General features: G+C 68.6%; 20 protein-coding genes and 1 pseudogene. 9 read left to right on the top strand and 12 right to left on the bottom strand.

Annotation, left to right across the window (positions count from 1 at the left end; genetic code table 11):
• Positions 1 to 404: 404 nt before the first annotated feature.
• The 6 genes from ACFY0T_RS31675 (at position 405) to ACFY0T_RS31650 (ending at position 7,283) form a co-directional block, all read left to right on the top strand.
• A complete protein-coding gene (locus ACFY0T_RS31675) occupies positions 405 to 1,433 on the top strand; it encodes an ABC transporter permease (protein ID WP_388878065.1) in 1,029 nt (342 codons plus the stop codon).
• Positions 1,434 to 1,509: 76 nt separating this feature from the next.
• Entirely contained in the window at positions 1,510 to 3,270 is a 1,761-nt protein-coding gene (locus tag ACFY0T_RS31670; protein WP_388878062.1) for an ABC transporter substrate-binding protein, read from the top strand.
• 96 nt (positions 3,271 to 3,366) lie between these two features.
• Entirely contained in the window at positions 3,367 to 4,347 is a 981-nt protein-coding gene (locus ACFY0T_RS31665) for an ABC transporter permease (protein ID WP_388878059.1), read from the top strand.
• A gap of 59 nt (positions 4,348 to 4,406) precedes the next feature.
• Positions 4,407 to 5,444 (top strand): ABC transporter ATP-binding protein, encoded by a 1,038-nt coding sequence (locus tag ACFY0T_RS31660; RefSeq protein WP_388878056.1) that lies wholly within the window; start codon positions 4,407 to 4,409, stop codon positions 5,442 to 5,444.
• A 26-nt stretch (positions 5,445 to 5,470) separates the two neighbouring features.
• Entirely contained in the window at positions 5,471 to 6,505 is a 1,035-nt protein-coding gene (locus tag ACFY0T_RS31655) for an ABC transporter ATP-binding protein (RefSeq protein WP_388878053.1), read from the top strand.
• Positions 6,506 to 6,698: 193 nt separating this feature from the next.
• Positions 6,699 to 7,283, top strand: coding sequence for a Uma2 family endonuclease (locus ACFY0T_RS31650; RefSeq protein WP_388878050.1), 585 nt, complete (start codon positions 6,699 to 6,701; stop codon positions 7,281 to 7,283).
• Between the two features lie 12 nt (positions 7,284 to 7,295).
• Here the strand turns inward: ACFY0T_RS31650 and ACFY0T_RS31645 are convergent, their stop codons facing one another.
• The 4 genes from ACFY0T_RS31645 to ACFY0T_RS31630 all read right to left on the bottom strand — a co-directional run bounded on the left by ACFY0T_RS31645 (position 7,296) and on the right by ACFY0T_RS31630 (position 9,459).
• The gene (locus ACFY0T_RS31645; protein ID WP_388878047.1) at positions 7,296 to 7,688 is read right to left on the bottom strand and encodes a VOC family protein; all 393 of its coding nucleotides are present in this window, start codon (positions 7,686 to 7,688) and stop codon (positions 7,296 to 7,298) included.
• Between the two features lie 3 nt (positions 7,689 to 7,691).
• Entirely contained in the window at positions 7,692 to 8,195 is a 504-nt protein-coding gene (locus tag ACFY0T_RS31640) for a DinB family protein (protein WP_388878044.1), read from the bottom strand.
• Positions 8,196 to 8,380: 185 nt separating this feature from the next.
• Positions 8,381 to 8,767, bottom strand: a complete 387-nt coding sequence (locus tag ACFY0T_RS31635) for a VOC family protein (protein ID WP_388878041.1) — start codon at positions 8,765 to 8,767, stop codon at positions 8,381 to 8,383.
• A gap of 2 nt (positions 8,768 to 8,769) precedes the next feature.
• On the bottom strand, positions 8,770 to 9,459 hold the full coding sequence (locus ACFY0T_RS31630; protein WP_388878038.1) for an HAD family hydrolase: 690 nt from the start codon (positions 9,457 to 9,459) through the stop codon (positions 8,770 to 8,772).
• 163 nt (positions 9,460 to 9,622) lie between these two features.
• Here ACFY0T_RS31630 and ACFY0T_RS31625 point away from each other — a divergent pair, with 163 nt between their 5' ends.
• Positions 9,623 to 10,366 carry a class I SAM-dependent DNA methyltransferase gene (locus tag ACFY0T_RS31625; protein ID WP_388878035.1) on the top strand — a complete coding sequence of 248 codons (744 nt, stop codon included), beginning with the start codon at positions 9,623 to 9,625 and terminating at the stop codon, positions 10,364 to 10,366.
• A gap of 131 nt (positions 10,367 to 10,497) precedes the next feature.
• Here ACFY0T_RS31625 and ACFY0T_RS31620 read toward each other — a convergent pair whose 3' ends face one another.
• Complete coding sequence (locus ACFY0T_RS31620; protein ID WP_388878032.1) at positions 10,498 to 14,865, bottom strand: HAD-IC family P-type ATPase; 4,368 nt, start codon at positions 14,863 to 14,865, stop codon at positions 10,498 to 10,500.
• A gap of 245 nt (positions 14,866 to 15,110) precedes the next feature.
• Between ACFY0T_RS31620 and ACFY0T_RS31615 the strand changes: the two genes are divergently transcribed.
• Positions 15,111 to 15,416 carry a hypothetical protein gene (locus ACFY0T_RS31615; RefSeq protein ID WP_388878029.1) on the top strand — a complete coding sequence of 102 codons (306 nt, stop codon included), beginning with the start codon at positions 15,111 to 15,113 and terminating at the stop codon, positions 15,414 to 15,416.
• Positions 15,417 to 15,477: 61 nt separating this feature from the next.
• Here ACFY0T_RS31615 and ACFY0T_RS31610 read toward each other — a convergent pair whose 3' ends face one another.
• A complete protein-coding gene (locus tag ACFY0T_RS31610; RefSeq protein ID WP_388878026.1) occupies positions 15,478 to 15,609 on the bottom strand; it encodes a hypothetical protein in 132 nt (43 codons plus the stop codon).
• Between the two features lie 346 nt (positions 15,610 to 15,955).
• Here ACFY0T_RS31610 and ACFY0T_RS31605 point away from each other — a divergent pair.
• Positions 15,956 to 16,048, top strand: a pseudogene (locus tag ACFY0T_RS31605) (IS5/IS1182 family transposase); the annotation flags it as partial.
• On the opposite strand, the gene ACFY0T_RS31600 reads toward ACFY0T_RS31605, so the two are convergent.
• The 6 genes from ACFY0T_RS31600 to typA form a co-directional block, all read right to left on the bottom strand.
• Complete coding sequence (locus tag ACFY0T_RS31600; protein WP_388878232.1) at positions 16,048 to 17,112, bottom strand: ABC transporter ATP-binding protein; 1,065 nt, start codon at positions 17,110 to 17,112, stop codon at positions 16,048 to 16,050. The pseudogene ACFY0T_RS31605 and the gene ACFY0T_RS31600 overlap by 1 nt on opposite strands.
• 81 nt (positions 17,113 to 17,193) lie before the next feature.
• The gene (locus tag ACFY0T_RS31595) at positions 17,194 to 18,258 is read right to left on the bottom strand and encodes an ABC transporter ATP-binding protein (protein ID WP_388878023.1); all 1,065 of its coding nucleotides are present in this window, start codon (positions 18,256 to 18,258) and stop codon (positions 17,194 to 17,196) included.
• Between the two features lie 19 nt (positions 18,259 to 18,277).
• Positions 18,278 to 19,255 (bottom strand): ABC transporter permease, encoded by a 978-nt coding sequence (locus ACFY0T_RS31590; protein ID WP_388878020.1) that lies wholly within the window; start codon positions 19,253 to 19,255, stop codon positions 18,278 to 18,280.
• 81 nt (positions 19,256 to 19,336) lie between these two features.
• The gene (locus ACFY0T_RS31585) at positions 19,337 to 21,133 is read right to left on the bottom strand and encodes an ABC transporter substrate-binding protein (RefSeq protein ID WP_388878017.1); all 1,797 of its coding nucleotides are present in this window, start codon (positions 21,131 to 21,133) and stop codon (positions 19,337 to 19,339) included.
• Positions 21,134 to 21,248: 115 nt separating this feature from the next.
• A complete protein-coding gene (locus tag ACFY0T_RS31580; RefSeq protein ID WP_388878014.1) occupies positions 21,249 to 22,277 on the bottom strand; it encodes an ABC transporter permease in 1,029 nt (342 codons plus the stop codon).
• Positions 22,278 to 22,829: 552 nt separating this feature from the next.
• Entirely contained in the window at positions 22,830 to 24,737 is a 1,908-nt protein-coding gene (typA, locus tag ACFY0T_RS31575; RefSeq protein ID WP_388878011.1) for a translational GTPase TypA, read from the bottom strand.
• Positions 24,738 to 25,013: the final 276 nt, after the last annotated feature.

The raw sequence follows: 25,013 nt of genomic DNA, 5'->3' as shown, positions 1-25,013 counted from the left end.
CGGTGCATAGGGGGTGTATCGCATATCCACCCCACCCTTCCGGATGGTGGCGCCACCCGGATGCATCCGGATCCGTTCACTCCGGATGATCAACGCAATGGATCTTCGCCGTTCGATGCGGAACCGTTGGATTCGATGCACCAGATGTACGCATTCCGAGACTCGGGCGTCCGCATATCGAACCCCTTGCCCGTTTGGCGTAGTTGGCCCGATTCTGGACACGGAACGGCCACAGAGCGCTACACGCGTAGTTACGCTAAGGTCAACTCAAGGTAAAGAAGGTAAAGAGAAACCCAAGGGGGTCGAGAATTTATTGACCTTGAATGAATTGCGTTGAAAAAGTCCGGCGTAGCCCGTAGGGAGCGCCCTGCGGAGTCCTTGAACCGCATCGGGCCTGGAGCACCATGACCCCCCCAACTCCATCTGCGGCTGCCCCGCTAGAGGTGACCGACGAGAGCGCCGAAATCCCGGCCTCGCCCTCTCCGCTCAAGGGCGCCGAGAGTCGCTCACCCGGACGGCTGGCCTGGAACCGCTTCAAGCGTGACCGGACGGGCGTCATATCGGCCTACATCGTGATCTTCTTCTTCGTGATCGCGATCTGTGCTCCGCTGATCTCCATGGCGTACGGGAAGGATCCGTACACGCAGTACGGCCAGGAGACGGTCGGCTTGCTCAACGAAGCGGGCTTCCCGGTCAAGGCCAACGGCGGCATCGACGGCGACTTCTGGTTCGGCATCGAGCCCGCGATGGGACGTGACGTCTTCACGTTCCTGATCTACGGCATCCGCACCTCGCTGCTGATCGCCATGGCCACCACGCTCCTGGTCACGATCATCGGTGTGGTCGTCGGCATCACCGCCGGCTACCTGGGCGGCAAGACCGACTACCTCATCGGCCGGGTCATCGACATCCTGCTGTCGTTCCCCTCCACGCTGTTCTTCATCGCGTTCATGCCGGTGGTCTACGGCGTCTTCGTCTCCCCCGAGGACGAGATCCCGACCTCACTGCGGGCCACGTGTCTGATCCTGGTCCTCACCGCCTTCGGCTGGGCCTCCATCGCGCGCCTTCTCCGCGGCCAGGTACTGGCCCTGCGCGAGCGCGAGTTCGTCGAGGCCGCGAAGGTGACCGGCGCCTCTCCGGCCCGGATCATCTTCAAGGAACTGCTGCCCAACCTGTGGACGCCGATCCTGATCCAGTCCACCCTCGCCCTCCCGGCCTTCGTGACCGCGGAGGCGGGCCTCGCCTTCCTCGGCGTCGGCATCCAGGACCCCACCCCCGACTGGGGCGTGATGATCCAGCGCGGTGCCACCTTCTATACGGACGACATCACCTTCATGATCTTCCCGGGCGTCTCGATGATCATCTTCGTCCTGGCGTTCAACCTTCTCGGCGATTCGGTCCGCGACGCACTCGACCCGAAGTCCAAGCGCTGAGTCACACCCGGCCCGGTCATCGTCGTCCGGAAGCTGGTCGCTCTTCTCTCATCCATCACCACTAGGCAGGTAGGCCATGTCCTTTTCCCGCAGAAACTTCCTGATCGCCACCGGTGTGGCGGCGGGAGCTACCACCGTTCTCAGCGCGTGCAGCAGCGGCAACGCCGGCGGCGCCGGCAACGGTGGCAGCACCAAGGCTCCTAAGGGCAAGGCCGCCGAGATCACGGTCGGCACCAAGGCCGACTCGCAGGGCCCGGCTCCGGAGATGCCCGGCGCGGTCAAGGGCGGCACGATCTACACGCTCGACCAGATCGACTTCGACCACCTTGACCCGGCGCAGATCTACTCGTCGTACACGGGTGCGGGTTCCGTCCTGTTCCTGCGCGGTCTGACCGGCTACCGGGTCGACTCCAAGGGCAACACCACCCTCGTCGGTGACCTCGCCACGGACGCGGGCACGATGAAGGACGGCGGCAAGACCTGGTCCTTCACGCTCAAGGACGGCGTGAAGTGGGAGGACGGCGCCGACGTCACCATCGAGGACGTCCGCCACACCTTCGAGCGCCTCTTCGCCGACTTCGTCACCGAGGGCCCCCGCTACCCGCAGAACTGGCTCGAGGGCGGCGACAAGTACAAGGGCCCCTACAAGGGCAAGCACCTCGACTCCATCGAGATCGACGGCAACACCGTGACCTTCCGCCTGAAGGAGGGCCACAGCGACTTCAACTTCATGCTGGCCATGCGCGGCTTCGCGATCGTGCCGAAGAAGCACGACACGCAGAAGAAGTACGACAAGCGTCCGTACTCCTGCGGCCCGTACAAGATCGAAGAGCGCAAGATCGACAAGTCCCTGACGCTGGTGCGCAACACGCACTGGGACGCCGACAAGGACCCGGTCCGCAACGGCTACCCGGACAAGGTCGTCATGCAGTTCGGCTTCCAGTCGCTGGCCTCCTCGGACCGCTACATCGCGGACTCCGGCAACGACCAGTACGCGGTCTCCCTGCTCAACGAGGTCGCGCCCGAGCGCATCCAGAAGGTGATGGGCGACGCCACGCTGAAGAAGCGCGTCCTGACCCAGGTCGACACGACCTGCTACTACTTCCCGATCAACATGACGCGCATCAAGGACGTCAAGGTCCGCCAGGCGCTCAACTGGGCGTGGCCGGCCGCGCAGCTGAAGCAGCAGCGCGGTGGCTCGGCCGTGACCGAGACCGCGACCACGATCATCTCCCCGCTCACCCCGGGCCACGAGGACTTCGACCTGTACGGCAAGAAGACCAAGCCGATGGGTGACCCGGAGAAGGCCAAGGCGCTGCTGAAGGAGGCCGGCAAGGAGGGCCAGAAGATCGTCATCGCCTTCCAGCAGTCCGACAAGGCCGTCAAGGAAGCCGTCACCATCAAGAACGCCCTCACCAAGGCCGGCTTCGACGTGGTGACCAAGCAGGTCGACAAGACGTCCTTCTACAGCCAGATCGGCCAGCTGGACAACCAGTACGACATGTTCGCGGCCGGTTGGGGCCCGGACTGGCCGGCCGGTTACGCGGTCATCCAGCCCTGCTGGGACGGCAGCCAGATCGCCGACGGCGGTGTCAACTGGTCGCAGCTGAACGACACGGGCGTGAACAAGGCCATCGCCGCGGCCACGGTCATCACCGACCCGGCGAAGGCGAACGCCGCCTGGGGCGCGCTCGACAAGCAGATCATGGAGCTCGCGGCCTGCGTGCCCGACTACAACCCGATCCGGAACTACTTCTACGGTTCCAAGGTCGGCGGCGTGGTCTACAACGCCGGCGACACCTGCGTTGCGCTTGGCAAGGTTTACGCCAAGTCCTAACTCGTCGCGGGGCGGCGGTCGTCCGACCGTCGCCCCGGCCCCGTCCACGCTTCCCCACTCCCGGCGACGGCGCCCCGTCCGGAAAGTCACGCCCCCATGTTCCGTTTCCTGGTCCGCCGAGTACTCGGCGCACTCGTCATTCTGCTGGTCATCAGCGCCGTCACCTTCTTCTTGTTCTACGCGATCCCGCGCGACCCGGCACGGATGGCCTGCGGCAAGGTCTGCGACAAGGAACTGCTCGAGCAGGTGCGGCAGAACCTCGGAATCGCCGACCCCATGCCCGTCCAGTACTGGCACTGGCTGCAGGGCATCTTCGTGGGCCGGGACTACACCGGTGTCGGTCACTGTGACGCGCCCTGCCTCGGCTACTCGTTCACCAACAGCGAGCCCGTCTTCAACACGATCATGGACCGTCTTCCGCTGACGATCTCGCTGGCCGTGGGCGCGGCCTTCTTCTTCCTGATCATCGGCATCGGCGCGGGCATGATCGCCGCGGTGAAGCAGGGCAAGGCGCTCGACAAGCTCGCCAGCTCGTTCTCGCTGTTCGGTTCCTCGCTGCAGATCTACTTCGTCGGCTACATCGCGATGTTCTTCCTGGTGCAGCAGCTCGGTGTGCTGGACCAGCCTTCGTACACACCGTTCACCGACAACCCGGGCGCCTGGATCTCCGGACTGCTGCTGCCGTGGCTGGTGCTGTCCATCATCTTCACGGCGAACTACACCCGTATGACCCGCTCGCAGCTGGTGGAGCAGCTGAGTGAGGACTACGTGCGCACGGCCCGCGCCAAGGGACTGTCCCGCCGTTCCGTCTTCTTCCGCTTCGCCTGGCGCGGTGCGATGGGCCCGATCGTGACGATCTTCGGCATCGACATGGGCACGCTGATCGGCGGCGCGATCATCACTGAGTCGACGTTCAGCCTGCAGGGCCTGGGCATGCTCTCCGTTCGCGCGGTCGACGACAACGACCTGCCCATGCTGCTCGGCGTCACCCTCGTCGCGGCCGCCGCGATCGTCTTCGCCAACATCATCGTGGACGCCGTCTACGCCCTCATCGACCCGCGGATCCGGCTCGCCTGACCCCGGGCAACCCGCCCCCGACAGCTACCCCCGGCATCACCCCCCTCAGGAGCGTCCCCGTGACGAGCACCGATCAGCAGCCCTTCCTGTCCGTCAGGGATCTGAAGGTCCACTTCTCCACCGAAGACGGCGTCGTCAAGGCCGTCGACGGTCTCACCTTCGACCTGGCCAAGGGCAAGACGCTCGGCATCGTGGGCGAGTCGGGCTCGGGCAAGTCCGTCACGAACCTGACGATCCTGGGCCTGCACGACCGCGAGCGCACCGCCATCGACGGGGAGATCCTGCTCGACGGCAAGGAGCTGCTGACCGCCTCCGAGCGGGAGCTGGAGCAGCTGCGCGGCAACAAGATGTCGATGATCTTCCAGGACGCGCTGGCCTCGCTGTCGCCGTACCACACCATCGGCAAGCAGATCGGCGAGACGTACCGCAAGCACACCGGCGCCTCCAAGAAGGAGGCTCGGGAGCGGGCGATCGAGATGCTCAAGCGCGTCGGGATCCCGCAGCCGGACGTCCGTGTGGACGACTATCCGCACCAGTTCTCCGGCGGTATGCGCCAGCGCGCGATGATCGCGATGGCGCTGGTCTGCGACCCGGAGCTGCTGATCGCGGACGAGCCCACGACGGCGCTCGACGTGACGGTCCAGGCCCAGATCATGGACCTGCTCAAGGACCTCCAGCAGGAGTTCGGCACGGCGATCATCTTCATCACCCACGACCTCGGTGTCATCGCCGACATCGCGGACGACGTGCTGGTGATGTACGGCGGCCGGTGCGTGGAGCGCGGCACCAAGAAGGAGGTGCTGCGGGAGCCGCAGCACCCGTACACCTGGGGCCTGTTGGGCTCGATGCCGAGCCTGGACGGACCGGTCGACGTACCGCTGAACCCGATCCCCGGTTCGCCGCCGTCGCTGCTGAACCCGCCGACGGGCTGCCGCTTCCACCCGCGGTGCACCTTCACGGAGAAGATCGAGGGCGGCCTCTGCTCCACCGAGCAGCCGCCGCTGAAGGTCACGGACGGGCGCGGTGCCGCCTGTCACCTCACGGCGGACCAGCGCCGCGAGTTCTTCGCCGACTTGGCCGCGACGCGGTCGCACTGACGTAACTGAGACGGGATTTCACGATCATGAGCAACACGAACCCCCTCCTGGACGTCACCGGACTGACCAAGCACTTCCCGGTGATGGGAGGCTTCCCCTTCAAGCGGAAGATCGGCGCGGTCCAGGCCGTGGACGGCCTCGACTTCCAGGTCGCCGAGGGCGAGAGCCTGGGTCTGGTCGGCGAGTCCGGTTGCGGCAAGTCGACGACGGGCCGGCTGATCACGCGCCTCCTGGAGCCCACCGGCGGCAAGATCAGCTACCGCGGCCAGGACATCACGCACGCGGGCCGCAAGCAGCTGGCGCCGGTCCGCTCCGAGATCCAGATGATCTTCCAGGACCCGTACGCGTCGCTGAACCCGCGGCAGACGGTCGGCAAGATCATCTCGGGCCCGATGGAGATCAACGGGATCAACCCGCCCGGCGGTCAGGAGAAGCGCGTACGCGAACTCCTGGAGACGGTCGGTCTCAACCCCGAGCACTACAACCGCTTCCCGCACGAGTTCTCCGGCGGTCAGCGCCAGCGCATCGGCGTGGCCCGCGCGCTGGCCCTCGAGCCCAAGCTGATCGTCGCGGACGAGCCGGTCTCCGCCCTGGACGTCTCCATCCAGGCGCAGGTCGTCAACCTGCTCCAGGACCTCCAGCGGGACCTGGGCATCGCGTTCGTCTTCATCGCCCACGACCTCGCCATCGTGCGCCACTTCTCCGAGCGCGTCGCGGTCATGTACCTCGGCAAGATCGTGGAGATCGCCAACCGCGAGGACCTGTACGACAACCCGCGCCACCCCTACACGCGCGCGCTCCTGTCCGCCGTCCCCGAGGCCACGGCGGACGACGTCCCGGCCCGCGAGCGCATCCTCCTCACCGGCGACGTGCCCTCCCCGCTCAACCCGCCGTCGGGCTGCCGCTTCCGCACCCGCTGCTGGAAGGCCACGGAGAAGTGCGCGACGGAGGCCCCGCCGCTGGTCCAGGTGGAGGGCAACCGCGAGGGCCACCTGACGGCGTGCCACTACCCGGAGACCACGGCGGACCTGGCGGTTCCGGCGGCCCGCAAGTCTCTGTAAGACCCCCGGCGACGCACCGGCACACCCCAATTCGTCGGGGCGCCGCCTCACGGGACCGGACCGTCGGCCCATTGACCCGAGCCATATGACGATCCCGGCTCCTGGGGACAGCGAAGGCCCGTGCGCCCCTGAGGGGAGCACGGGCCTTCGCCTTGGCCACGGCATTGGGCATCGATCTCGCTACCCTGAAGGCATGGACTACGCGAAGATGCGCGCGATCGCCGAGGAGCTCACGGCATACGCCGAGCACCTTGAGGGATCTTGGGAGGTCGAGATCGGCCCCTCCGGGCCGTTCCTCGCGATGATGAGTCCCTCGAAGCGCCATGAGGGCACGGTCCGCCGCATCCGCAACCAGCTCAACGAGCAGCTCCCCGCCACCCACCCCGGCTACGTCTGCGAGAACGGCCCTGAGATCGAGCACCCGGCGATCGGCCGCATGCGGCGCCCGGACGCCGTCGTCATCCCCGAGGACGTGCTCGACGAAGAGGGCCTCGCCGTCGACGCGACCCAGGTGCTGGCGGTCATCGAGATCGTCTCCCCGTCCAACCCGGACAACGACTACGGCGAGAAGCTCGCCGAATACCCGGCCATGGGCATCGCCCACTACATGATCGTCGACCCTCGCACGGGCACCATCGAGGTGCACTCCGAGCCGTGCAAGGACCGCTACCAGCACAAGGACCCGTACATCTTCGGTGACGCCGTGCCGTTCGGCCCGTGGACGGTGGAGACCGACGCCTTCCGCCGCTACGGAAAAGCGGGGAAAGCCCAGCCCTAGAGCGTGCTGGGCTCAGCCCAACTCCCCTCGCTCCACGCAGAATTCGTTGCCCTCCGGGTCCGCCAGGACGACCCAGCCGCCGCCGTCCGGGCGGGTGTGGTCCGCGATCTGCCGGGCGCCGAGGGCGAGTGCGCGCTCGACCTCCGCCGCGCGGGTGCGGCCCTGCGGTTGCAGGTCGAGGTGGATGCGGTTCTTGGCCGCCTTGTCCTCCGGGACGTGCACGAACAGGAGGGTCGGACCGCCGGACGGGTCCACGATCACCGCCTCCGGGTCGCCGGGCTTGTCGTCGTCGGCCAGCGGGCGGCCGAGCAACTCGCTCCAGAAGAGCCCGAGATCGTACGGGTCGCTGGTGCAGTCGAAGGTGATGGTGCGGATGGTGGGGTTCAACGACCCGTCCTCTCCCATGGTCTAGGCACCCGTCCGGCCGTCGGCCAGTTCGCGCAGGATGTCGAGGTGGCCGTTGTGGCGGGCGGTTTCCTCGACGAGGTGGAGGAGGATCCAGCGGAGGTCGACGTGACGGCCGTCGCGGATGGGGCGCCGCGCCTTGGTGTCCAGGTCATGGTCGGCGACCAACTGGCGGTAGCGGGCGGCCTGTTCCTCGAAGTCGTCGAGGAGTCGGGCCAGCGGGATGTCGACGGCGATGCGCATCTCGCGGTCGGGGTCCTCGTCCGTCCAGGGCCCCTCGTCCTCCTCGCCGAGGAAGACGACCTGGAACCAGTAGTACTCGACCCAGCGCAGGTGGCTGATCAGTCCGCACAGGGTCATCAGCGGGGACCCGGGCAGCGGGGCCTTGCGGGCGTCCTCCGGGGAGGCGCCCTCGCACTTGGCGCGGGCGGTGGCGCGGGCGTAGTCGAGGAAGGTGGTCAGCTGGGTGCGCTCGTCCCAGGCGGGGGGCGTGTCGGTTCGAGTCATCGAGGTGAAGCATCCCGGCCCGCCCGTTCGATGTCGAGCGATTAACAGCCCTCCTCCCGTAGTCCTCACGGAGGCCGCCCTGGCCGACATAACGGTCTACACCACCGACCCCCGCCAGGAACCGAGCATCCTCCACCACCCCCACCGCATCGTGCTACGCGGCCACGTCATCCGCTGACCCCGCGTCACGTCTCTTTCGCCACCAGCTCCACTTCGAACCCGTCCCCGTTCTCCAGATAGGCGGCGCAGTGCTCGGGCCCACCCGCGTACGGGTGCCGGTCCGCGAACAGCAGCGACCATCCATACGCCGGTGCCTCCTCGACCAGCGCGTCGAGTTCCGTCCGGCTCGCGACGTGGAAGGCGAGGTGGTTGAGGCCGGGGCGCAGCCGGTCGTGCCGGTCTCCGACCAGCGCGGGTGACTGCTCGACGACCAGGTATGTCTCCCCCAGCCGCCAACTCCGGCCGTCCGGCCAGTCCTGGTACGGGGCGTACCCGAGCCGCTCCAGCAACCAGCCCCACGCCCGCACGGCCCGGCCCAGGTCCGGCACCCACAGCTCGATGTGGTGCAGCATCCTCATCCCTCCGGTCGGAGCGCGGGGATCAGTTCACGGGCCGCGTCGCGCAGCGACCGGAATCGGGCGTGGGCGCGGGTGAGCTCGCCGAGGGCGTGCGTGGAGGCCACGGCGTACACCGTGCAGCCGGCTGCGAGGCCCGCCTCCACGCCCGCGGGCGAGTCCTCGACCACCACGCACCGGGCCGGGTCCACGGCGAGCCGCGCGACGGCGGTCAGGTAGCCCTCCGGAGAGGGCTTGCCCTCGGAGACGTCCTCGGCGCAGATCCGTACCTCCGGCACGGGAAGTCCGGTACGGGCGAGGCGGGCTGCCGTGGGCGTCGCACGGCTGGACGTGACGATCGCCCACCGGTGCGGCGGCAGGGCCCGCAGCAGGGAGGCCGCCCCGTCGAAGGCGTGGAATCCCGGCTCCTCGGCGGCCATCAGCCCGTCCAGGAGCCGGTGTTCCCCGGCGGGATCCAGGTCCGGGGCCAGGAGACGGAGGATGTCCGTTCTGCGCTTGCCCTGCGTGGCCCGCCAGACCTCCCCGGGATCCAGGCCGCGCAGTCGTGCCCAGGCCCGCCAGACCCGGCCGTGCGCATCCGCCGTGTCGATCAGGACGCCGTCCACGTCGAAGAGGACAGCGTTCGCCGTGCCGGGGCCGTCGGCCTCTTCCCTCACCTTGCCGCCACCTCCCCGGAGTTCAGCGGGCACGCAGGTCCTCGGCCCATCTGGCCGCGTGTCAACTCCCCCGCAGCGTCAACCGCTTGATTGATCAGGCCGCTGCCGCTCACATGGGTGATGTTGTGGGCGACGTCCATGCACTTCCTCCCCGATCAGCGGTTCGAGCAAGCCTACGGACTGAGACACTGCTGCGATGGCTGATCGCTCGTTCAGTGATATCCCGCTCGCCGCCCTGTACGACGCGCTCAATCCATGGGGACCGAGCGATGACTTCTACCTGGACCTGGTGATGTCCGCGCGGTCCGTGCTCGACGTCGGGTGCGGGACGGGGCGGCTGTTGGGGCGGGCCCGGGAGGCCGGGCACGAGGGGCGGCTCTGTGGGCTCGACCCCGCCGCGGCCATGCTGGTGCAGGCGCGACGCCGGGCCGCCGCCGAGTGGGTGCTCGGGGATCTCGCCTCCGCGTGCTGGGAGCGGGAGTTCGACCTCGTCGTCATGACCGGGCACGCTTTTCAAGTGCTCGTGAGCGACGAGGAGTTGCGCTCCACCCTCGCCCGCGTTCGGCGCGCCCTCACCGCCGACGGACGCTTCGTCTTCGAGACGCGGAACCCCGCCGCCCGCGCCTGGGAGTCGTGGACCCCGGACCAGGCGCGCGAAGTCACCGACGCCCACGGCGACGTCGTACGCGTGTGGCACGACGTGGAGACACCGGTCGCCGGAGACCGTGTGACGTTCACCGAGACGTTCGACCACCCGGCGTGGGAGCGGCCGCGCACCAGTCGCAGCACGCTGCGGTTCCTGGCCCCGTACGCCCTGGACCGGTTCCTCACCGAGGCCGGGCTCGCTGTGGACGAGCGGTACGGGGACTGGGGGCGCGGGCCGTTCACCCCCACCGCTCCCGAGATCATCACCGTGACCCGGCCAGGACGCACAGGCTAGTACCGCAAGGGTGTTTGTGCTGATTGCCGGCCAGTTTCAGGGACAGGCTGTGTCCGTCGGCGGCGGCGAGATGAGTCTTCGTGGTACCGCCGAGGGCATGCTGGTGCGGCTCACCGGCCCCGCCCCCGTTTCTAGGGGAAAACCGAGGCGCGGACCCGACTGACCACCGCGGGGAGGAAGAGCGAGCACACGGTCGCCGCTGTGGCGGAGGACCAGGCGATGGCCCAGGCGACGGGGCCGAGGGGGGTGCAGCCGAAGAAGTGGCTGAGGCCGGGGGTCTGGACGACGACGGCCAGGGCGGCCATGGAGCCGAGCGAGGAGACGAGGATCGACCGGCTGCGGCCACCGGCCAGGAGGGTCTGCCCGAGCTGCGCGCCCACCAGCGCGACAAGGGCGACGGTGCGTGCGCGGGCCGCGCGCCCCGTGAACCGGGCGCCGAGCCAGCCCACGGTCGCGCCGAGAGTCGTGGCCACCGCGCGCACGACGGTCTCCTCGGTGAGCGCCGTGCCGAGGGAGGCCTCGGGCCCTTCGTGGAGCATCCGCTCGGCCGCCTCGGGGCGGGGCGGGCGGAGGGCGACCGCCATGGCCGGGGCGAGGTCGGTGAAGAGGTTGACCAGCAGAAGCTGGCGGGCCGTCAGGGGCGAGGTGCCGGTGGCGGCCACCCCGAGGACGGTGAAGGCGATCTCACCGAGATTGCCGCCGACGAGGATCGCAAGGGCCTGTCGAACCGAGGCCCACATGGCGCGGCCCTCCACGAGGGCGGCGAGGACCGTCTCCAGCCGGTCGTCGGTCACGACGAGATCGGCGGCCGCGCGCGCGGCCGGCGTGGCGCGCGTCCCGAACGCGATGCCGATGTCGGCGAGCCGGATGGCGGGGGCGTCATTGGCCCCGTCGCCGGTCATGGCGACCGTCCGGCCGAGGCGCTGGAACGCCTGTACCACCCGGACCTTGTGGACGGGGGTGCCGCGCGCGACGACGCCGACCTCGGGCAGCAGCGCGTCGAGAGCACGGTCGTCGAGATCGTCGAGTTCGGCGCCCGTCACCACCCGCCGACTGTCCAGGACACCGAGGTCGACGGCCATCGACTCGGCGGTCCCTGGATGGTCGCCGGTGATCATCACGATGTGCACTCCGGCGTCCATCAGTTGCCGCACCGCGTCGGCGGCGGTGGGGCGCACCCGGTCGGCGAACGCGAGAAAACCGAGGAAGTCCAGTCCGGTGACGGTTTCCTCGGTGAGCTCGCCGCCGGCCGTGTCCCGGCGCTCCGCGACCGCCAGAATCCGGTGCCCCTCTGCCGCCAGCTTCTCACCGGCGGCCAGGATGCCGTCCCTGCCCGCTCGGTCCAGGCTGTGGCCGCCGCGCGTGGCACACCGCCCGACGACCTCTTCCGGTGCCCCCTTCACCGACAGCACCCAGTTCTCGCCGCTGCGGCCCCAGGCGGCATGGAAGCCGCGGCTGGGCTCGAACGGCAGGTTGGAGGTACGCCGCCAGCCCGGCGCGGCGGTCGTGCGGCCCACGCCCGCTCCCTCCGCACCGGCGACAACCGCGCCGTCCGTGGCATGTTCGAGTCCGTGGGCGCCGTGCGGGCGGGGCGTTGCCCGCAGCGCGGCGGCGAGAACGGCGCGCTGCTGCTCCGCCAGCTCTTCGAGGGGACGACTGTCGCCGTCCGACGAGACGCCGACCAGGGAGATCTGCCCGTAGGTGAGGGTGCCGGTCTTGTCGAAGCACAGCACATCGGTGCGACCCGCCGCCTCGATCGTCCGGGGATTGCGCACCAGGGCGCCTTGTGCGGAAAGCCTGCGCGCGGCGGCGAGCTGGGCCGCCGAGACCAGGAACGGCAGTCCTTCGGGAACGCTGGCCACCGCCAGCCCCACGCCCGCGCCGATCGTGTCCCGGGCGGGGCGGCCGCGGAGCAGACCGACGGCCATCACCGCCGCGGCGGAACCGAGCGCCACCGGCAGTGTGGTGCGGGTGATCCTGGCCAGCCGGCGCTCGACTCCGACCGCCGGTGCGGCGCCCCGCTCGGCCACCGCGGCACGGCCGGCCTCTGTGGCCGTGCCGGTCGCGACGGCCACGGCACGGCCCCGCCCTGCGGCCACGGTGGTGCCCTCGTAGACCATGGACGTACGGTCCGTCAGGTCCGACGCCAGAACGGGGGCGACGTCCTTGGCCACCGGCAGCGACTCGCCGGTCAGTGCCGACTCGTCGGCCTCGAGGTGATGGGCCTCCAGCAGGCGGCAGTCGGCGGGCACGACATCGCCGGCGTTCAGGATCACCACATCCCCCACGGCCAGCTCCTCGGCCGGGACGCCGGTCTCCGCCCCGTCCCGCACCACCTTGGCCATGACCGACGACTCACGGCGCAGCCTGGCAACCGCCCGGTCGGTCGAATGGCGCTGGAAGCCTCCGATCAGCCCTGACAGGGCCGTGACCGCGATGATGAGGCCGGAGTCGAGTACCGCGCCCACCGCCGCCGACAAGGCTGCCCCGGCGCCGAGGATCGGGGTCAGCGGGTTGGCCATCTCCGTGAGATAGGCCCTGGCCAGCGACGACGTCCGCACCTGATCGCCCGGCGTGGTGGTGCGCACCCGGGCCTCCTCGGCCGTCAGCCCGCTCTCCATACCGCCGGTTCTGGCGAGCACGGAGGACGGGTCCATCGCATGCCAGGGGTACCGGGTCGTGGTCACCCGCATGGGGCTGCTCAGCACCCGCAGCGCCGACCAGACCCCGGTCGCGGTACCGAGTGCGGCGGCTCCGTCGAACGACGTCATGCTGCGGGCCGCCGGGCGCCGCGACCGTCCCGCCAGCGCCGTCGCCGCGCCGATGGCGGCCGACGCCTGCGCGAGCCGGACCCCGCGGTGCGCCGCTTCGCGGCCCGCGCGGCACGCCGCCACGACCATGATGGCCGCCGCCGGATCGGTATCGACGTACAGATCCGCGCCCCAGGGCGGCGCCCCGTCCGGGCCGGTGACACCCACCGCGACGTCGGCGGCCCGTAGCGCGGCCGGGTCCCCTGAGACGAGCAGCACGCCGGTCCCGTCCCGCTGCAGGGCTCGTACGGAGTCGGGCAGCCGGTCGCCTCCGTCCCTCACGCCGTCGGCCTCCCGCACGGCCGCGTCCGCCGTGTGCTCGCCCGCGACCAGGACCGTGAGTCCGGCTCCATGGGCCGACGGGACGAAGGCGCTCGCGACATCGTGGAGCTCCGGCGTCACACTGACCACGGCCACCAGGTGGTGGTCCCGCGCCAGGCCCAGCACGAGGTGTGCGCCGCCCTGTCGGAGCCGGTCCCGGGCCGATGAGCCGGTGGGGCCGTGCAGTGGCAGGCGTTCGACGGGACCCAGCGCCCATTCGCCGTCCCGGCGCACGCGGTCCGGAGCGGAGCCGTCGAAGAGCCGGTGCGCGGTCGCGGCGAGTTCTCCGGCCGGTGCGTCCTCGTCGAGGGAGACGAGATCGGCGAGGAGATAGGCCCCGGTCGCCAGGACATCCGTGTCGAGGAGCACGGTGCCGATCCTGTCCAGTTTCCGCAGCGCATCGGGCTGTGCCACGACGGTGCCGCGGCGGGCCAGGCCCCGGCCCAAGGTACAGGCGAATCCTTCGCGGGCCAGCAGGGGTGCTTTGGGGATCGCCGCCAGTGCCCCGCTCGCCGCCCGCATGGGACGTCTGGACACGAGGAGCAGTCCGGCGAAGGATGCCGCTGCCACTCCGGCCACCTGGTCCGCATAGCGCTCGACCGGGCCGTCCTTCAGGGGCACCTCACGTGCCGGTGCCGGGCCGGTTGCGCTGGTGGCGCCCGCGCCTCGCGGGGTGCCCGTGAGGCGCGGCTCGGCCGCGGCCCACGCGGCGCACTCCGCGTTCACCTCGACCACACGCAAGGCGTGCCGGATGGTGTCCACACCGATTCCGAGGAGTCCGCCGGAGCCCGCGTGGCCCACCGCTGCCAGCCCGGCCATGAGCACATCGGCCTTTCGGACGCCCACCGCGTTCTCCACGAGCCGGCGCAGCCGGGGCTGAGTGTCGACCAAGGGGACCAGTGACGCGATTCCGGCCGGGATGGGGGTGTGGCGAGTAAGCCTTACCGCTGTGGCCACGGGGGCAGCTGCCACCTGCGCGGCAACAGACCACGCCGCTCGCCGGATCGGCCCCCCGGACAGCGGGTGCTCAGGCAGTGGCCCGTCGAGGCCGTGCTTCTCCTCCACCGCCTCGACCGTGTCGACCAGTGCCTTCACGGTGGGCTCGGCGTCGGGCGCGCCCTCGGTGGTGACGATGGCACACCCCAGGACGGTGTTCATCACGGCCCACTGCACGCACGGAAGGGCGGCGAGCCGCTGCTCGACGTCCTCCACCGCCCTCGCCGCGTCGGCGTCACTGCGGTCACGCAGCCCCCGTACGGCGATATGCACCCGCTCGTCGAAAAACTGGACGCGTTCCTCAGCGCCTCCGAGCACACCGGCCACGGACGAGGCGACAGCACGCAGCAGTCCGCTTCCCGGAATCCGCACGGTGTGTCACCCGCTTCCCTGCGTCACCACGTCAATCGATGTGCTTTCGGGGGACGACTCTGCGCCGATAACGCGTCAGAATTGAACAGAAGGCACATATCCGATGTACCCGTGTGGAAGGAGGAAATGTCATGCCTGGGAAGCCAAGGACAGCGAGCGCTACGAAGAAGACTGCCGCGCAGCAAAAAACGCCACCCAAGAGGACCGATGGCATACATATCCACGAGGGGCCGGCCGGTCTGACCATGCACACGTTCAACGCCCCGGTGCCCGTTCCTTACCTCACCCCGAAGGATGTGGCTGCCGACGCCCGAGCGGTGACTTCACGGCTGCGTGACATGCCGACGCCGCCGCTGGCCAAGGACGTCGTCTTCTACGGCGGACTGGGCGCGCTCACCGTGGCAGGGGCCCTCGAATGGCCCGTCGCCCTCGCCGTCGCCGGAGCCACCTGGCTGGTGCGCAGTAAGGGAAAGGAAGCGCTTAAGGAGCGCGCGGAGTCACAGGAAGAGAGTGGTTCCCGGTCCACCAGGGCCGCCAGGCGGAGCGCCTGACGGAACCCGCATCACGTACCGGCGTACAGCAACGACAGCGCTGCCGCGCGCCGGTGCGTCATCAGGCGGCGGCCGCGCCCATTCGGTGCGATCGCGAGTACGCCGTCCACATCTCCCACATGAGGCGGACGGCGATCGCCTCGGCGATCGCGATGCCGATCTTCGTGAATGCTGCTACGAGAATTGCGCCCATTGGTGCTGTCTCCTTGCTCAAGATGTCGGGTAGCCGTTAGCCCACTTTGCACGCCTTCCGGCCCTATTGGGCGCCACGACGGCGTCTTCCAGGTGTCGCCTGGGTGAACGTATGGGAACGGGACGACGACCGCTGGGCTGCGACTGCAGTCGGCGCGCACCGTGGCGCGGGCCATGGAGAGCCCGACCACGCCAGTCTGCACCACGCCGGTCTGTACAGAGGGATCGGGACGCGATCCGGGGTGCGTAGCCGAGTGGTCACCGACTGTGCACTCCAGGGGCTGGCCGGCGTGGACCGGGATGGGCAGTCGCGGGCCCCGGCCGCGTGCTGGCGGGCGCGCGATCACGGGGTCCACCCCGCAAAAAGGGTTCCGGCCGACGAACCGTCCGATCACACCCTCGGCCGGTCCCGCGGCGGACTGACCACCAAAGTCCACCTCTAGTCGTCGTCGCTCTCCAGCGCCGCCAGTGCCGGGTCCAGCACGATGTCCTCCGCCCGCGCCTCGATCGTCGGGTCCTCCGGGAAGTGGCAGGCCGTCAAATGCCCCTCGGCGTTGCCCGCCAGCTGGATCAGCGGCGGTTCCTCCTGCGCGCACTTGTCCTGCGCCTTCCAGCAGCGGGTACGGAAGCGGCAGCCGGAGGGCGGGGAGATGGGGGAAGGGACGTCGCCCTGGAGGCGGATGCGTTCCTTTTTCTCGGCGTCGATGTCCGCGTCGGGGACGGCCGACATGAGGGCGTGGGTGTAGGGGTGGCGCGGGCCGGTGTACAGCGACGTACGGTCAGCGATCTCCACGATCTTGCCGAGGTACATCACCGCCACGCGCTGCGAGAAGTGGCGGACGATCGCGAGGTCGTGGGCGATGAAGACGAACGCGATGCCCATCTCCCGCTGGACTTCCTGGAGCAGGTTCACCACCTGCGCCTGGATCGAGACGTCCAGGGCGGAGACCGGCTCGTCCGCCACGATCAGCTTCGGCGCGAGGGCCAACGCCCTCGCCACGCCGATGCGTTGGCGCTGGCCGCCGGAGAACTCGTGCGGGAAGCGGTTGTAGTGCTCGGGGTTGAGACCGACCGTCTCCAACAGCTCGCGTACGCGGGCTTCGCGGCCGCCGGGCGGATTGATGCCGTTGATCTCCATCGGGGAGGAGATGATCGTGCCGACCGTCTGCCGGGGGTTGAGGGAGGCGTACGGATCCTGGAAGATCATCTGGATCTCGGAGCGGATCGGGGACAGCTGGCGCCGGCTGGAGCGGCTGATGTCCTTTCCGCGGTACGAGATCGTGCCCTGCGTGGGCTCCATGAGACGGGTCAGCAGCCGTCCCGTCGTGGACTTGCCGCAGCCCGACTCGCCGACCAGGCCCAGCGCTTCACCGGGGAAGACGTCGAAGGAGACGCCGTCCACGGCCTGCACCGCGCCGACCGTGCGCTTGATCGGGAAGCCGCCCTTCACCGGGAAGTACTTCTTCAGGTCGCGTACCCGCATCAGCGGTTCGGCCGGTTCCACGTCCCGTTGCCCGGGGATCGTGTCGGCCGCGACCGCGGTCTTCTCGTCGCTCACAGCGTCGCTCACAGTCCGTCCGTCCCCTCAGCCCAGCCGGGGCCGAATCGTCTCGTTGAAGATCGTGTTCTTCTGATGCAGCGTCAAATGGCAGGCGGCGCCGCGCCCCACCGGCAGTTCGGGCCGGATGTCGACGCACCGGTCGGAGCCCTCGACCTCGCCCCGGAAGGCGCACCGCGGATGGAACGGGCACCCCGAGGGCGGGTTCAGCAGCGACGGCGGCGCGCCCGGAATGGGGGTCAGCGGCTCGTCCACGTCCGCCGACAGGCGCGGCATGGAGGCCAGCAGGCCCCAGGTGTACGGGTGTTGCGGACTCTTGAGCACCTCGCGGACCGTGCCGCGCTCCACCGCCCGCCCCGCGTACATCACGAGCAGGTCGTCCGCCATGTTGGCGACCACACCGAGGTCGTGGGTGATCATGATGATCGCGGAGCCGAACTCCTGCTGGAGGTCCTTCAGCAGGTCCAGGATCTGCGCCTGGACGGTGACGTCGAGGGCCGTCGTCGGCTCGTCGGCGATCAGCAGGTCCGGGTTGCAGACCAGGGACATCGCGATCATCGCGCGCTGGCGCATACCGCCGGAGAACTGGTGCGGATAGTCGTCCACGCGCCGCTTGGCGTGCGGGATGCCGACCTTCTCCAGCATCTCGATGGCCCGCTCGCGCGCCTCCTTCTTGGAGGCCCCGGTGTGCTTGCGGAACGGCTCGCCGATCTGCCGCCCCACGGAGTGGTACGGCGACAGCGCGGTCAGCGCGTCCTGGAAGATCATCGCCATCTTGTTGCCGCGGAGCCTCTCCAGCTCGCTCTCCGTGGCGGTGATCAGTTCCTTGCCGTCGAGGAGGATCTCGCCCTCGATCGTCGTGGTCAGCGGGTTGTGCAGGCCCAGGATCGTCAGGTTGGTGACGGACTTCCCGGATCCGGACTCGCCGACGATGCCGAGCGTCGTACCGCGCTCCAGGTCGAAGGAGAGGCCGTCGACCGCCTTGACGTCGCCGTCCTCCGTGGAGAAGCGCACATGCAGGTCGCGGACCGACAGGAACGCGTCGGATCCGGCGGGCGCCGCGGCGTCCTCGGGCTTGGTGAGTGTGGTCACTGGGAGAGCTCCTCAAGCACTAGGACAGCCGCACACGCGGGTCGATCACGGCGTACAACGCATCCACGATGACGTTGAGCAGGAGGATGAACGCGGCGCTGAAGAGCATCACGCCCATGAGTTTCGGCAGGTCCTTGCCGACGACGGACTCCACGGCGAGCCGGCCGATGCCCGCGAGACCGAAGGTGAACTCGGTGACGACGGCGCCGCCGAGGAGCGCGGAGAGGTCCATGCCGAGGATGGTGAGGATGGGAATGAGCGAGCCGCGCCAGGCGTACCGGAAGAAGACGTATCTGCCGGTCATGCCCTTCGCGCGGGCCGCGCGCACATGCTCTTCCTGGAGCTGTTCGATCATCGTCGAGCGCGCCATACGGGTGTAGTTGGCGGTGAAGATGACGGACATGACGACCCAGGGGATCAGCAGACCCATGAACCACTGGGCGGGATTATCCGAGAACGGCACGTACTTGGGCTTGTCCAGCCAGCCGGTGCTGTAGACGAAGATGCCGAGGACGATCGGGCCGAGGAAGTAGATCTGGAACGAGCTCAGCACCAGCGAGACGGAGCTGAAGACCTTGTCGAGCCAGGTTCCCCGGTAGCGGGCGGCGATCATGCCGGTGCCGAGCCCGACAAAAAGGAAGACGATCAGGCCGCCGATCGTGAGGGACAGCGTCAGCGGGAAGCGGTCCATGATCGTGTCCCAGACCATCTGCTGGTCCCGGAAGGAGACGCCGAAGCAGGGGGCCGGACAGTGGCCCACGGCGAAGTCCCGTCCGACGAAAATGCCGGAGAGGAACTTCCAGTACTGCACGGGGATCGGATCGTCGAGCCCCAGGTTCTTGTGGATGATCGCCAGCGCGTCCGGGGTGCAGTTCTTGCCGCACGCGAGCGTGGCCGGGTCCTGGGGGATCGCGTAGTACATGAAGAACGTGAAGGCGCTGATCAGCAGGAGGATGAGCATCGCGCCGAACGTCCGGCGAAGGATGAATCGAAGCATGGCGGAACGCTGCTCTCAGGACGGCGGCCAGGGACAGGAGCGCCCGGGGCGCACTCCGCTGAGTGCGCCCCGGGAGGGTGGTCAGCTCTTGAGGAAGACCCGAGTCGGGTCGGTGTAGCTCGTCACCGTGGAGTAGCGCAGGCCGCCCACGTTGGAGCCGGCGATCTGGAACACCTTGGTGTAGTAGATCGGCGACGCCGGGTTGACCTTCTCGCTGATGTACTGGTTGAGCGCGGTCCAGGCCTTGGTGGCCTCGGCGTTGTCCGTGATCTTCTGGATACGCGCGATCTCGGAGTTCACGTGGTCGTCGTTGATGTGCGCGTAGTTCGAGGCGCCGTCCTGGATCTGCGTGCCGTCGTACAGCGGCGGGAAGACGGTGCTGGCGGACGGCCAGTCCTGGCCCCAGCCGGTCATGTAGATGTCGAAGCCGTTCTGGACCTTGCCGACCTGCTCGTACCAGGTGGCGGCGTCGATCTCCTTCTTCTGGACGTCGAGGCCGATCTTCGTGAGGGCGTTCTCGATGAGGACGGCCTGCTGCTGGCGGACCGGGATGTTGGCGTAGGCGTAGACGATCTTCTTGCCCTTGGCGCCGGCTTCCTCGATCAGCTTCTTGGCCTTGGCGATGTCACCGTTGGGCTTCTTGCTCCGGTCGAAGGGGTCGTAGTCCTTCTGGTAGCCCGGAGTGGTGGGCGACATCAGGCTGTTGGCGACCTCACCGCCGTACGCGCCACCGTCCGCCTTGAAGACCGCGGTGGAGGGCATGGCGTAGGTGATCGCGTCGCGGATCTTCTTGTCCTTGATGCGGTCCATGTTGAAGTTCATCTGCCACACGTACGGGGCGTAGCCCTGGATCGTGCGCTTCATCGCCGCGGCGTCGGAGACGACCTTCTGCACCTGGGTGGTGGCGACCTGACCGGTCATCATGATGGCGTTCTTGGCGTCACCGCGGTCGGCGAGGATCGTCTTCGTCTGGTCCTCGTCGTCGTGGTTGATGTCGATGTTGAAGCCGTCGACGTACTGGTGACGCATCGGGTCGGTCTTCGCGTCCCAGTTGGTGTTCTTGACCAGCTTCACGCTCTTGCCGGCCTTGAACTCGGAGATCTTGTACGGGCCGACGGCGACCGGCTTGGTGTCGTACTTGGCCTTCGTGTCCGTCTTCTCGGGGACGACGGAGTAGCCAGCCATGGCCAGGGCCTGCGGCAGGTCGGGTTGCGCGACCTTGAAGTGGAAGACGACGGTCTTGTCGTCGGGGGTCGCGAGGACCGAGTCCGGCAGGTGCTTGCCCTTGAACGGGCCCGCGTAGGCCTTGCGGTAGGTGGTGCCGGAACCCGACAGCCACTGCTGGATGTAGGACGGGCCGTCCGTGATGAACGGGTCGTAGAGCCGCTCGAAGGTGTGGCGGATGTCGGCCGAGTCGATCACATGACCGGTCTCGTCCTTGACCCCGTCCTTCAGCGTGTACGTCCAGGTCTTGCCGCCGTCCGACATCTTGCCGGGGTCGGTGGCGAGGTCGCCGACGACCGTGAGCCCGCCCTTGGCGTCCTCCTTGTACGTGGTCAGGCCGCGGAAGATGAGCTTGGCGAGCAGGCCGGCGTCGCTGACGTAGATCTGGCCCGGGTCGAGGTGCGAGAAGTCGTCCTCCTCGTACACCTGGATCGTGCCACCGGGCTTGGCACCCGTGACCTCTTCGGCAGGTCCCGTCGAGTCGGCCGCGGTACCCATCTTCACCGCCGCGGACTGCGACGCGGCCTCTTCCTTGTTCTTGCTCTTGTTCTTGCCGCTGCCGCTGTCACTGCTGCTGCAGCCGGCCAGCGCGAGGGCGCCGGCGGCGACCGCGACGACGGCGGTCCGCGCTCTGCGGGAACTGAGGATGCTCATGGAGTCGAGTCCACCTGCCTGTGAGTTGTGATCAGTGATCCACTGGTGCTGCTTGGCAGTGCACGGCCGGTCGTCGCCGGCTCCCGGGTGGCAGCGGCACCCCCCTGAACTCGGGTCAGCGGCCCGTCTTGGGATCGAAGGCGTCCCGGACCGAGTCACCGAGGAGGTTGAACGCCACGACGAAGACGACCATGGCGACACCCGGGAAGAACATGTAGACGGGGTCCTGTTCGTAGATGTCCGACCCGATGGCGAACATCCGGCCCCAGTCGGGGGTCGGCTCGGAGTAGCCGACGCCGACGAACGAGAGGAAGGCGACCGAGAGAATGGTGCTGGGCAGCATGTACGTGCCCTGCACCAGGATCGGTGTGACGAGGTTGGGCAGCAGTTCCTTGCGGATGATCCGCCACGGCGAGGCGCCCGCGACCTTGGCGGCCTCGACGAACTCCCGCTCGCGCAGCGAGAGCGTGACCGCCCGGATGAGCCGGGCGAGGCCCATCCAGCCCAGGAACCACAGCACTCCGATGATCGCGAGCGCGTGGATGTAGGTGGGCGTCTCCTCGTCGGGGGCGACGAACACCGCGGTGATCACCGGCATCGCCGCGATCATGAACAGCTGCTGCGGAAAAGCGAGCAGGAAGTCCGTGAGCCGGCCCAGCCAGTAGTCGACCTTGCCGCCGAAGTACCCGCCGACCAGACCGATCAGCACGCCCATGAACACCATCGCGAGCGTGGCCGCCAGCGCCGTGTACAGCGAGGTGCGCATGCCGTACAGCAGCTGCATGAACACATCGCGCCCGAGGGTGGGTTCGATCCCGAACCAGTACTCCGACGTGATGCCGCCGTTGGGGCCCGCGGGCATGTTGAAGTCGTTCAGGAGCAGCGGGTTGTCCTGCCCGTAGAGCGTGTACGGGTTCTTGCCGTACAGCTTCGAGATCAGCGGAGCGAGGGCGGCGATCAGGAAGAAGAAGAGCACGATGTACGCGGAGACGACACCGGTGCGGTCGCGCTTGAACCGGCGCCACATCAGCTGGCCGGGCGATCGGCCCTCCAGCTTCTCCGGCGCGTCGGAACGCTTCTGCTTGGCCTGCTCGTCGACCTCGGTGGAGGCTTCCGCGCCCTCGATCTCGATCGGACTCGTCATGATTCGTCCATTTCATGGGTACGCCGAGCCCGCGGCCGCCACAGGGTGTGGGCGGCCACGGTTCGGACCATGCGGATCAGGAGAGACGTATGCCTAGCGGTCGCTGTGCGCAAGGGCGCTGCGTGCGACAACTCGCAGATGAACACGCGTAGTTGGCATCTGGTGCCTCCTCATGACTCAACCGGTGCACGGACAGGAGGGGCCTCTGACTGACCTCCGACACCCCTGACGGAGGGTCAAACACCCCACTGTGCTCGTGAGTCGGCGCTGTCCCCACAGCGCATGACCCATTGACCCGAGCGTTACGCGGCTAACTATCTGACATGAGCCAGATAACCGACCACAGCCTTTAGGTCTCGGTTCCATCACAGCTGGCGCGTACATCTTCCAAAATCTGGACAAAATGATCTGAGGGAGAAGCCCGCGAAACGGACGTGTTACATGCGTATCGGGCGGGGGGTACCGCATTTCGGACACCGGGGAGTCGGAAAACGGGTTGCAAAAAGCCCGGGTCCCCCCATCCTGGGGAAACCCGGGCTCAGTTGCCGGTGATCAGCCGTGCTTGGCGCGGCTCGCTGCGCGGGCGCGCTCGCGGGCGTCCAGGTTGACCTTGCGGATGCGAACGGCCTCCGGGGTCACCTCGACGCACTCGTCGTCGCGGCAGAACTCGAGGGACTGCTCCAGCGAGAGCTTGCGCGGCGGGACGATCGCCTCGAACGAGTCGGCCGAGGACGACCGCATGTTCGTGAGCTTCTTCTCCTTGGTGATGTTCACGTCCATGTCGTCGGAGCGCGAGTTCTCGCCGACGATCATGCCCTCGTACACCTCGGTGCCGGGGTCGGTGAACAGCACGCCGCGCTCCTGGAGGTTCGTCATCGCGAACGCGGTGACGGCACCGGCGCGGTCGGCGACCAGAGAGCCGTTGTTACGGGTCGCCAGCGTGCCGAACCAGGGCTCGTGGCCCTCGTGGATCGAGTGCGCGATGCCGGTGCCGCGGGTGCTGGTGAGGAACTCGGTCCGGAACCCGATGAGACCGCGGGAAGGAACGACGAACTCCATGCGCACCCAGCCGGAGCCGTGGTTGGACATGTTGTCCATACGGCCCTTGCGGACGCCCATGAGCTGCGTGACCGCGCCCATGTGCTCCTCGGGGACATCGATCGTCATGCGCTCGACCGGCTCGTGGACCTTGCCGTCGATCTCCTGGGTGACGACCTGCGGCTTGCCGACGGTCAGCTCGAAGCCCTCACGGCGCATCTGCTCGACCAGGATGGCGAGCGCGAGCTCACCACGGCCCTGGACCTCCCAGGCGTCCGGACGCTCGGTGTCGAGCACACGGAGGGAGACGTTACCGATCAGCTCGCGGTCCAGACGGTCCTTGACCTGGCGGGCGGTGACCTTGCGGTCCTTGACCGCGGCCTTGGCGTCCGCGCCCTTTCCGGTGCCACCACGGCCGACCAGCGGCGAGGTGTTGGTACCGATCGTCATCGAGATCGCCGGCTCATCGACCGTGATCAGCGGCAGCGCGATCGGGTTCTCGGGGTCGGCGAGGGTCTCGCCGATCATGATGTCCGGGATACCGGCGACGGCGCAGATGTCACCGGGGCCCGCCTTCTCCGCGGGCTTGCGGGTGAGCGCCTCGGTCATCAGCAGCTCGGTGATGCGGACGTTGGACATCGTGCCGTCGCGCTTGATCCACGTGACGGTCTGGCCCTTGCGGAGCTCGCCCTGCTCGACGCGGAGCAGCGCGATACGGCCGAGGAAGTTGTCGGCGTCCAGGTTCGTGACGTGCGCCTGGAGCGGGCCCTCCTCGTCGTACGACGGGGCCGGGACGTGCTCAAGGATCGTGGAGAAGAACGGCTCCAGGCTGTCGCTGTCGGCGGGGACGGTGCCGTCCTCCGGCTTGGTCAGCGAGGCCACGCCGTCACGCGCACACGCGTAGACGATCGGGAACTCGATCTGGTCCTCGTCGGCGTCGAGGTCGAGGAAGAGGTCGTACGCCTCGTTCACGACCTCGTCGATGCGGGAGTCCGGGCGGTCCGTCTTGTTGATGCACAGGATGACGGGCAGGCGGGCCTGCAGCGCCTTGCGCAGCACGAAGCGGGTCTGGGGCAGCGGACCCTCGGAGGCGTCGACGAGGAGGACGACCGCGTCGACCATCGACAGACCGCGCTCGACCTCGCCGCCGAAGTCGGCGTGGCCGGGGGTGTCGATGATGTTGATCGTGATGGCCTCGCCGCCATCCTTGGGGTGGTACTTGACGGCCGTGTTCTTGGCCAGGATCGTGATGCCCTTCTCACGCTCCAGGTCGTTCGAGTCCATCATGCGGTCGTCAAGCGACTCGGCGGCGTGCGCGGCGAAGGCACCGGCCTGCTTGAGCATGGCATCGACCAGGGTGGTCTTGCCATGGTCGACGTGGGCGACGATGGCGACGTTGCGGATGTCGTGGCGCGTGGCCATATTGAGGCGCTTCTCCCGGGGTGAGTGGACGGCCTCCGCTGCGCGGGGCCTGCCGGGCTGAACACGCCACGGCCTTACCCCATGGTACGTGCCCCCACCGGACCCGGCCTCCACAGGTCGGTCCCGCCCCCGTACCTGCGCATATACGCGGCCCCACAGCCGCCTTCGCTGGTAGCCGACCTCGCTGTGGGCACGCGCGCCGCCGCCCGCCTCTGTCGCCTCCGTAGCTGTGGGCATGCGTGCCGCTGGGGGCGGCGGCACGGGTGGGCACAGCGG

The organism is Streptomyces sp. NPDC001530, assembly GCF_042894545.1.
GTDB lineage: Bacteria > Actinomycetota > Actinomycetes > Streptomycetales > Streptomycetaceae > Streptomyces.
The sequence above is the reverse complement of the archived record's forward strand: the minus strand, read 5'-3'. Positions and strand labels throughout refer to the sequence as shown.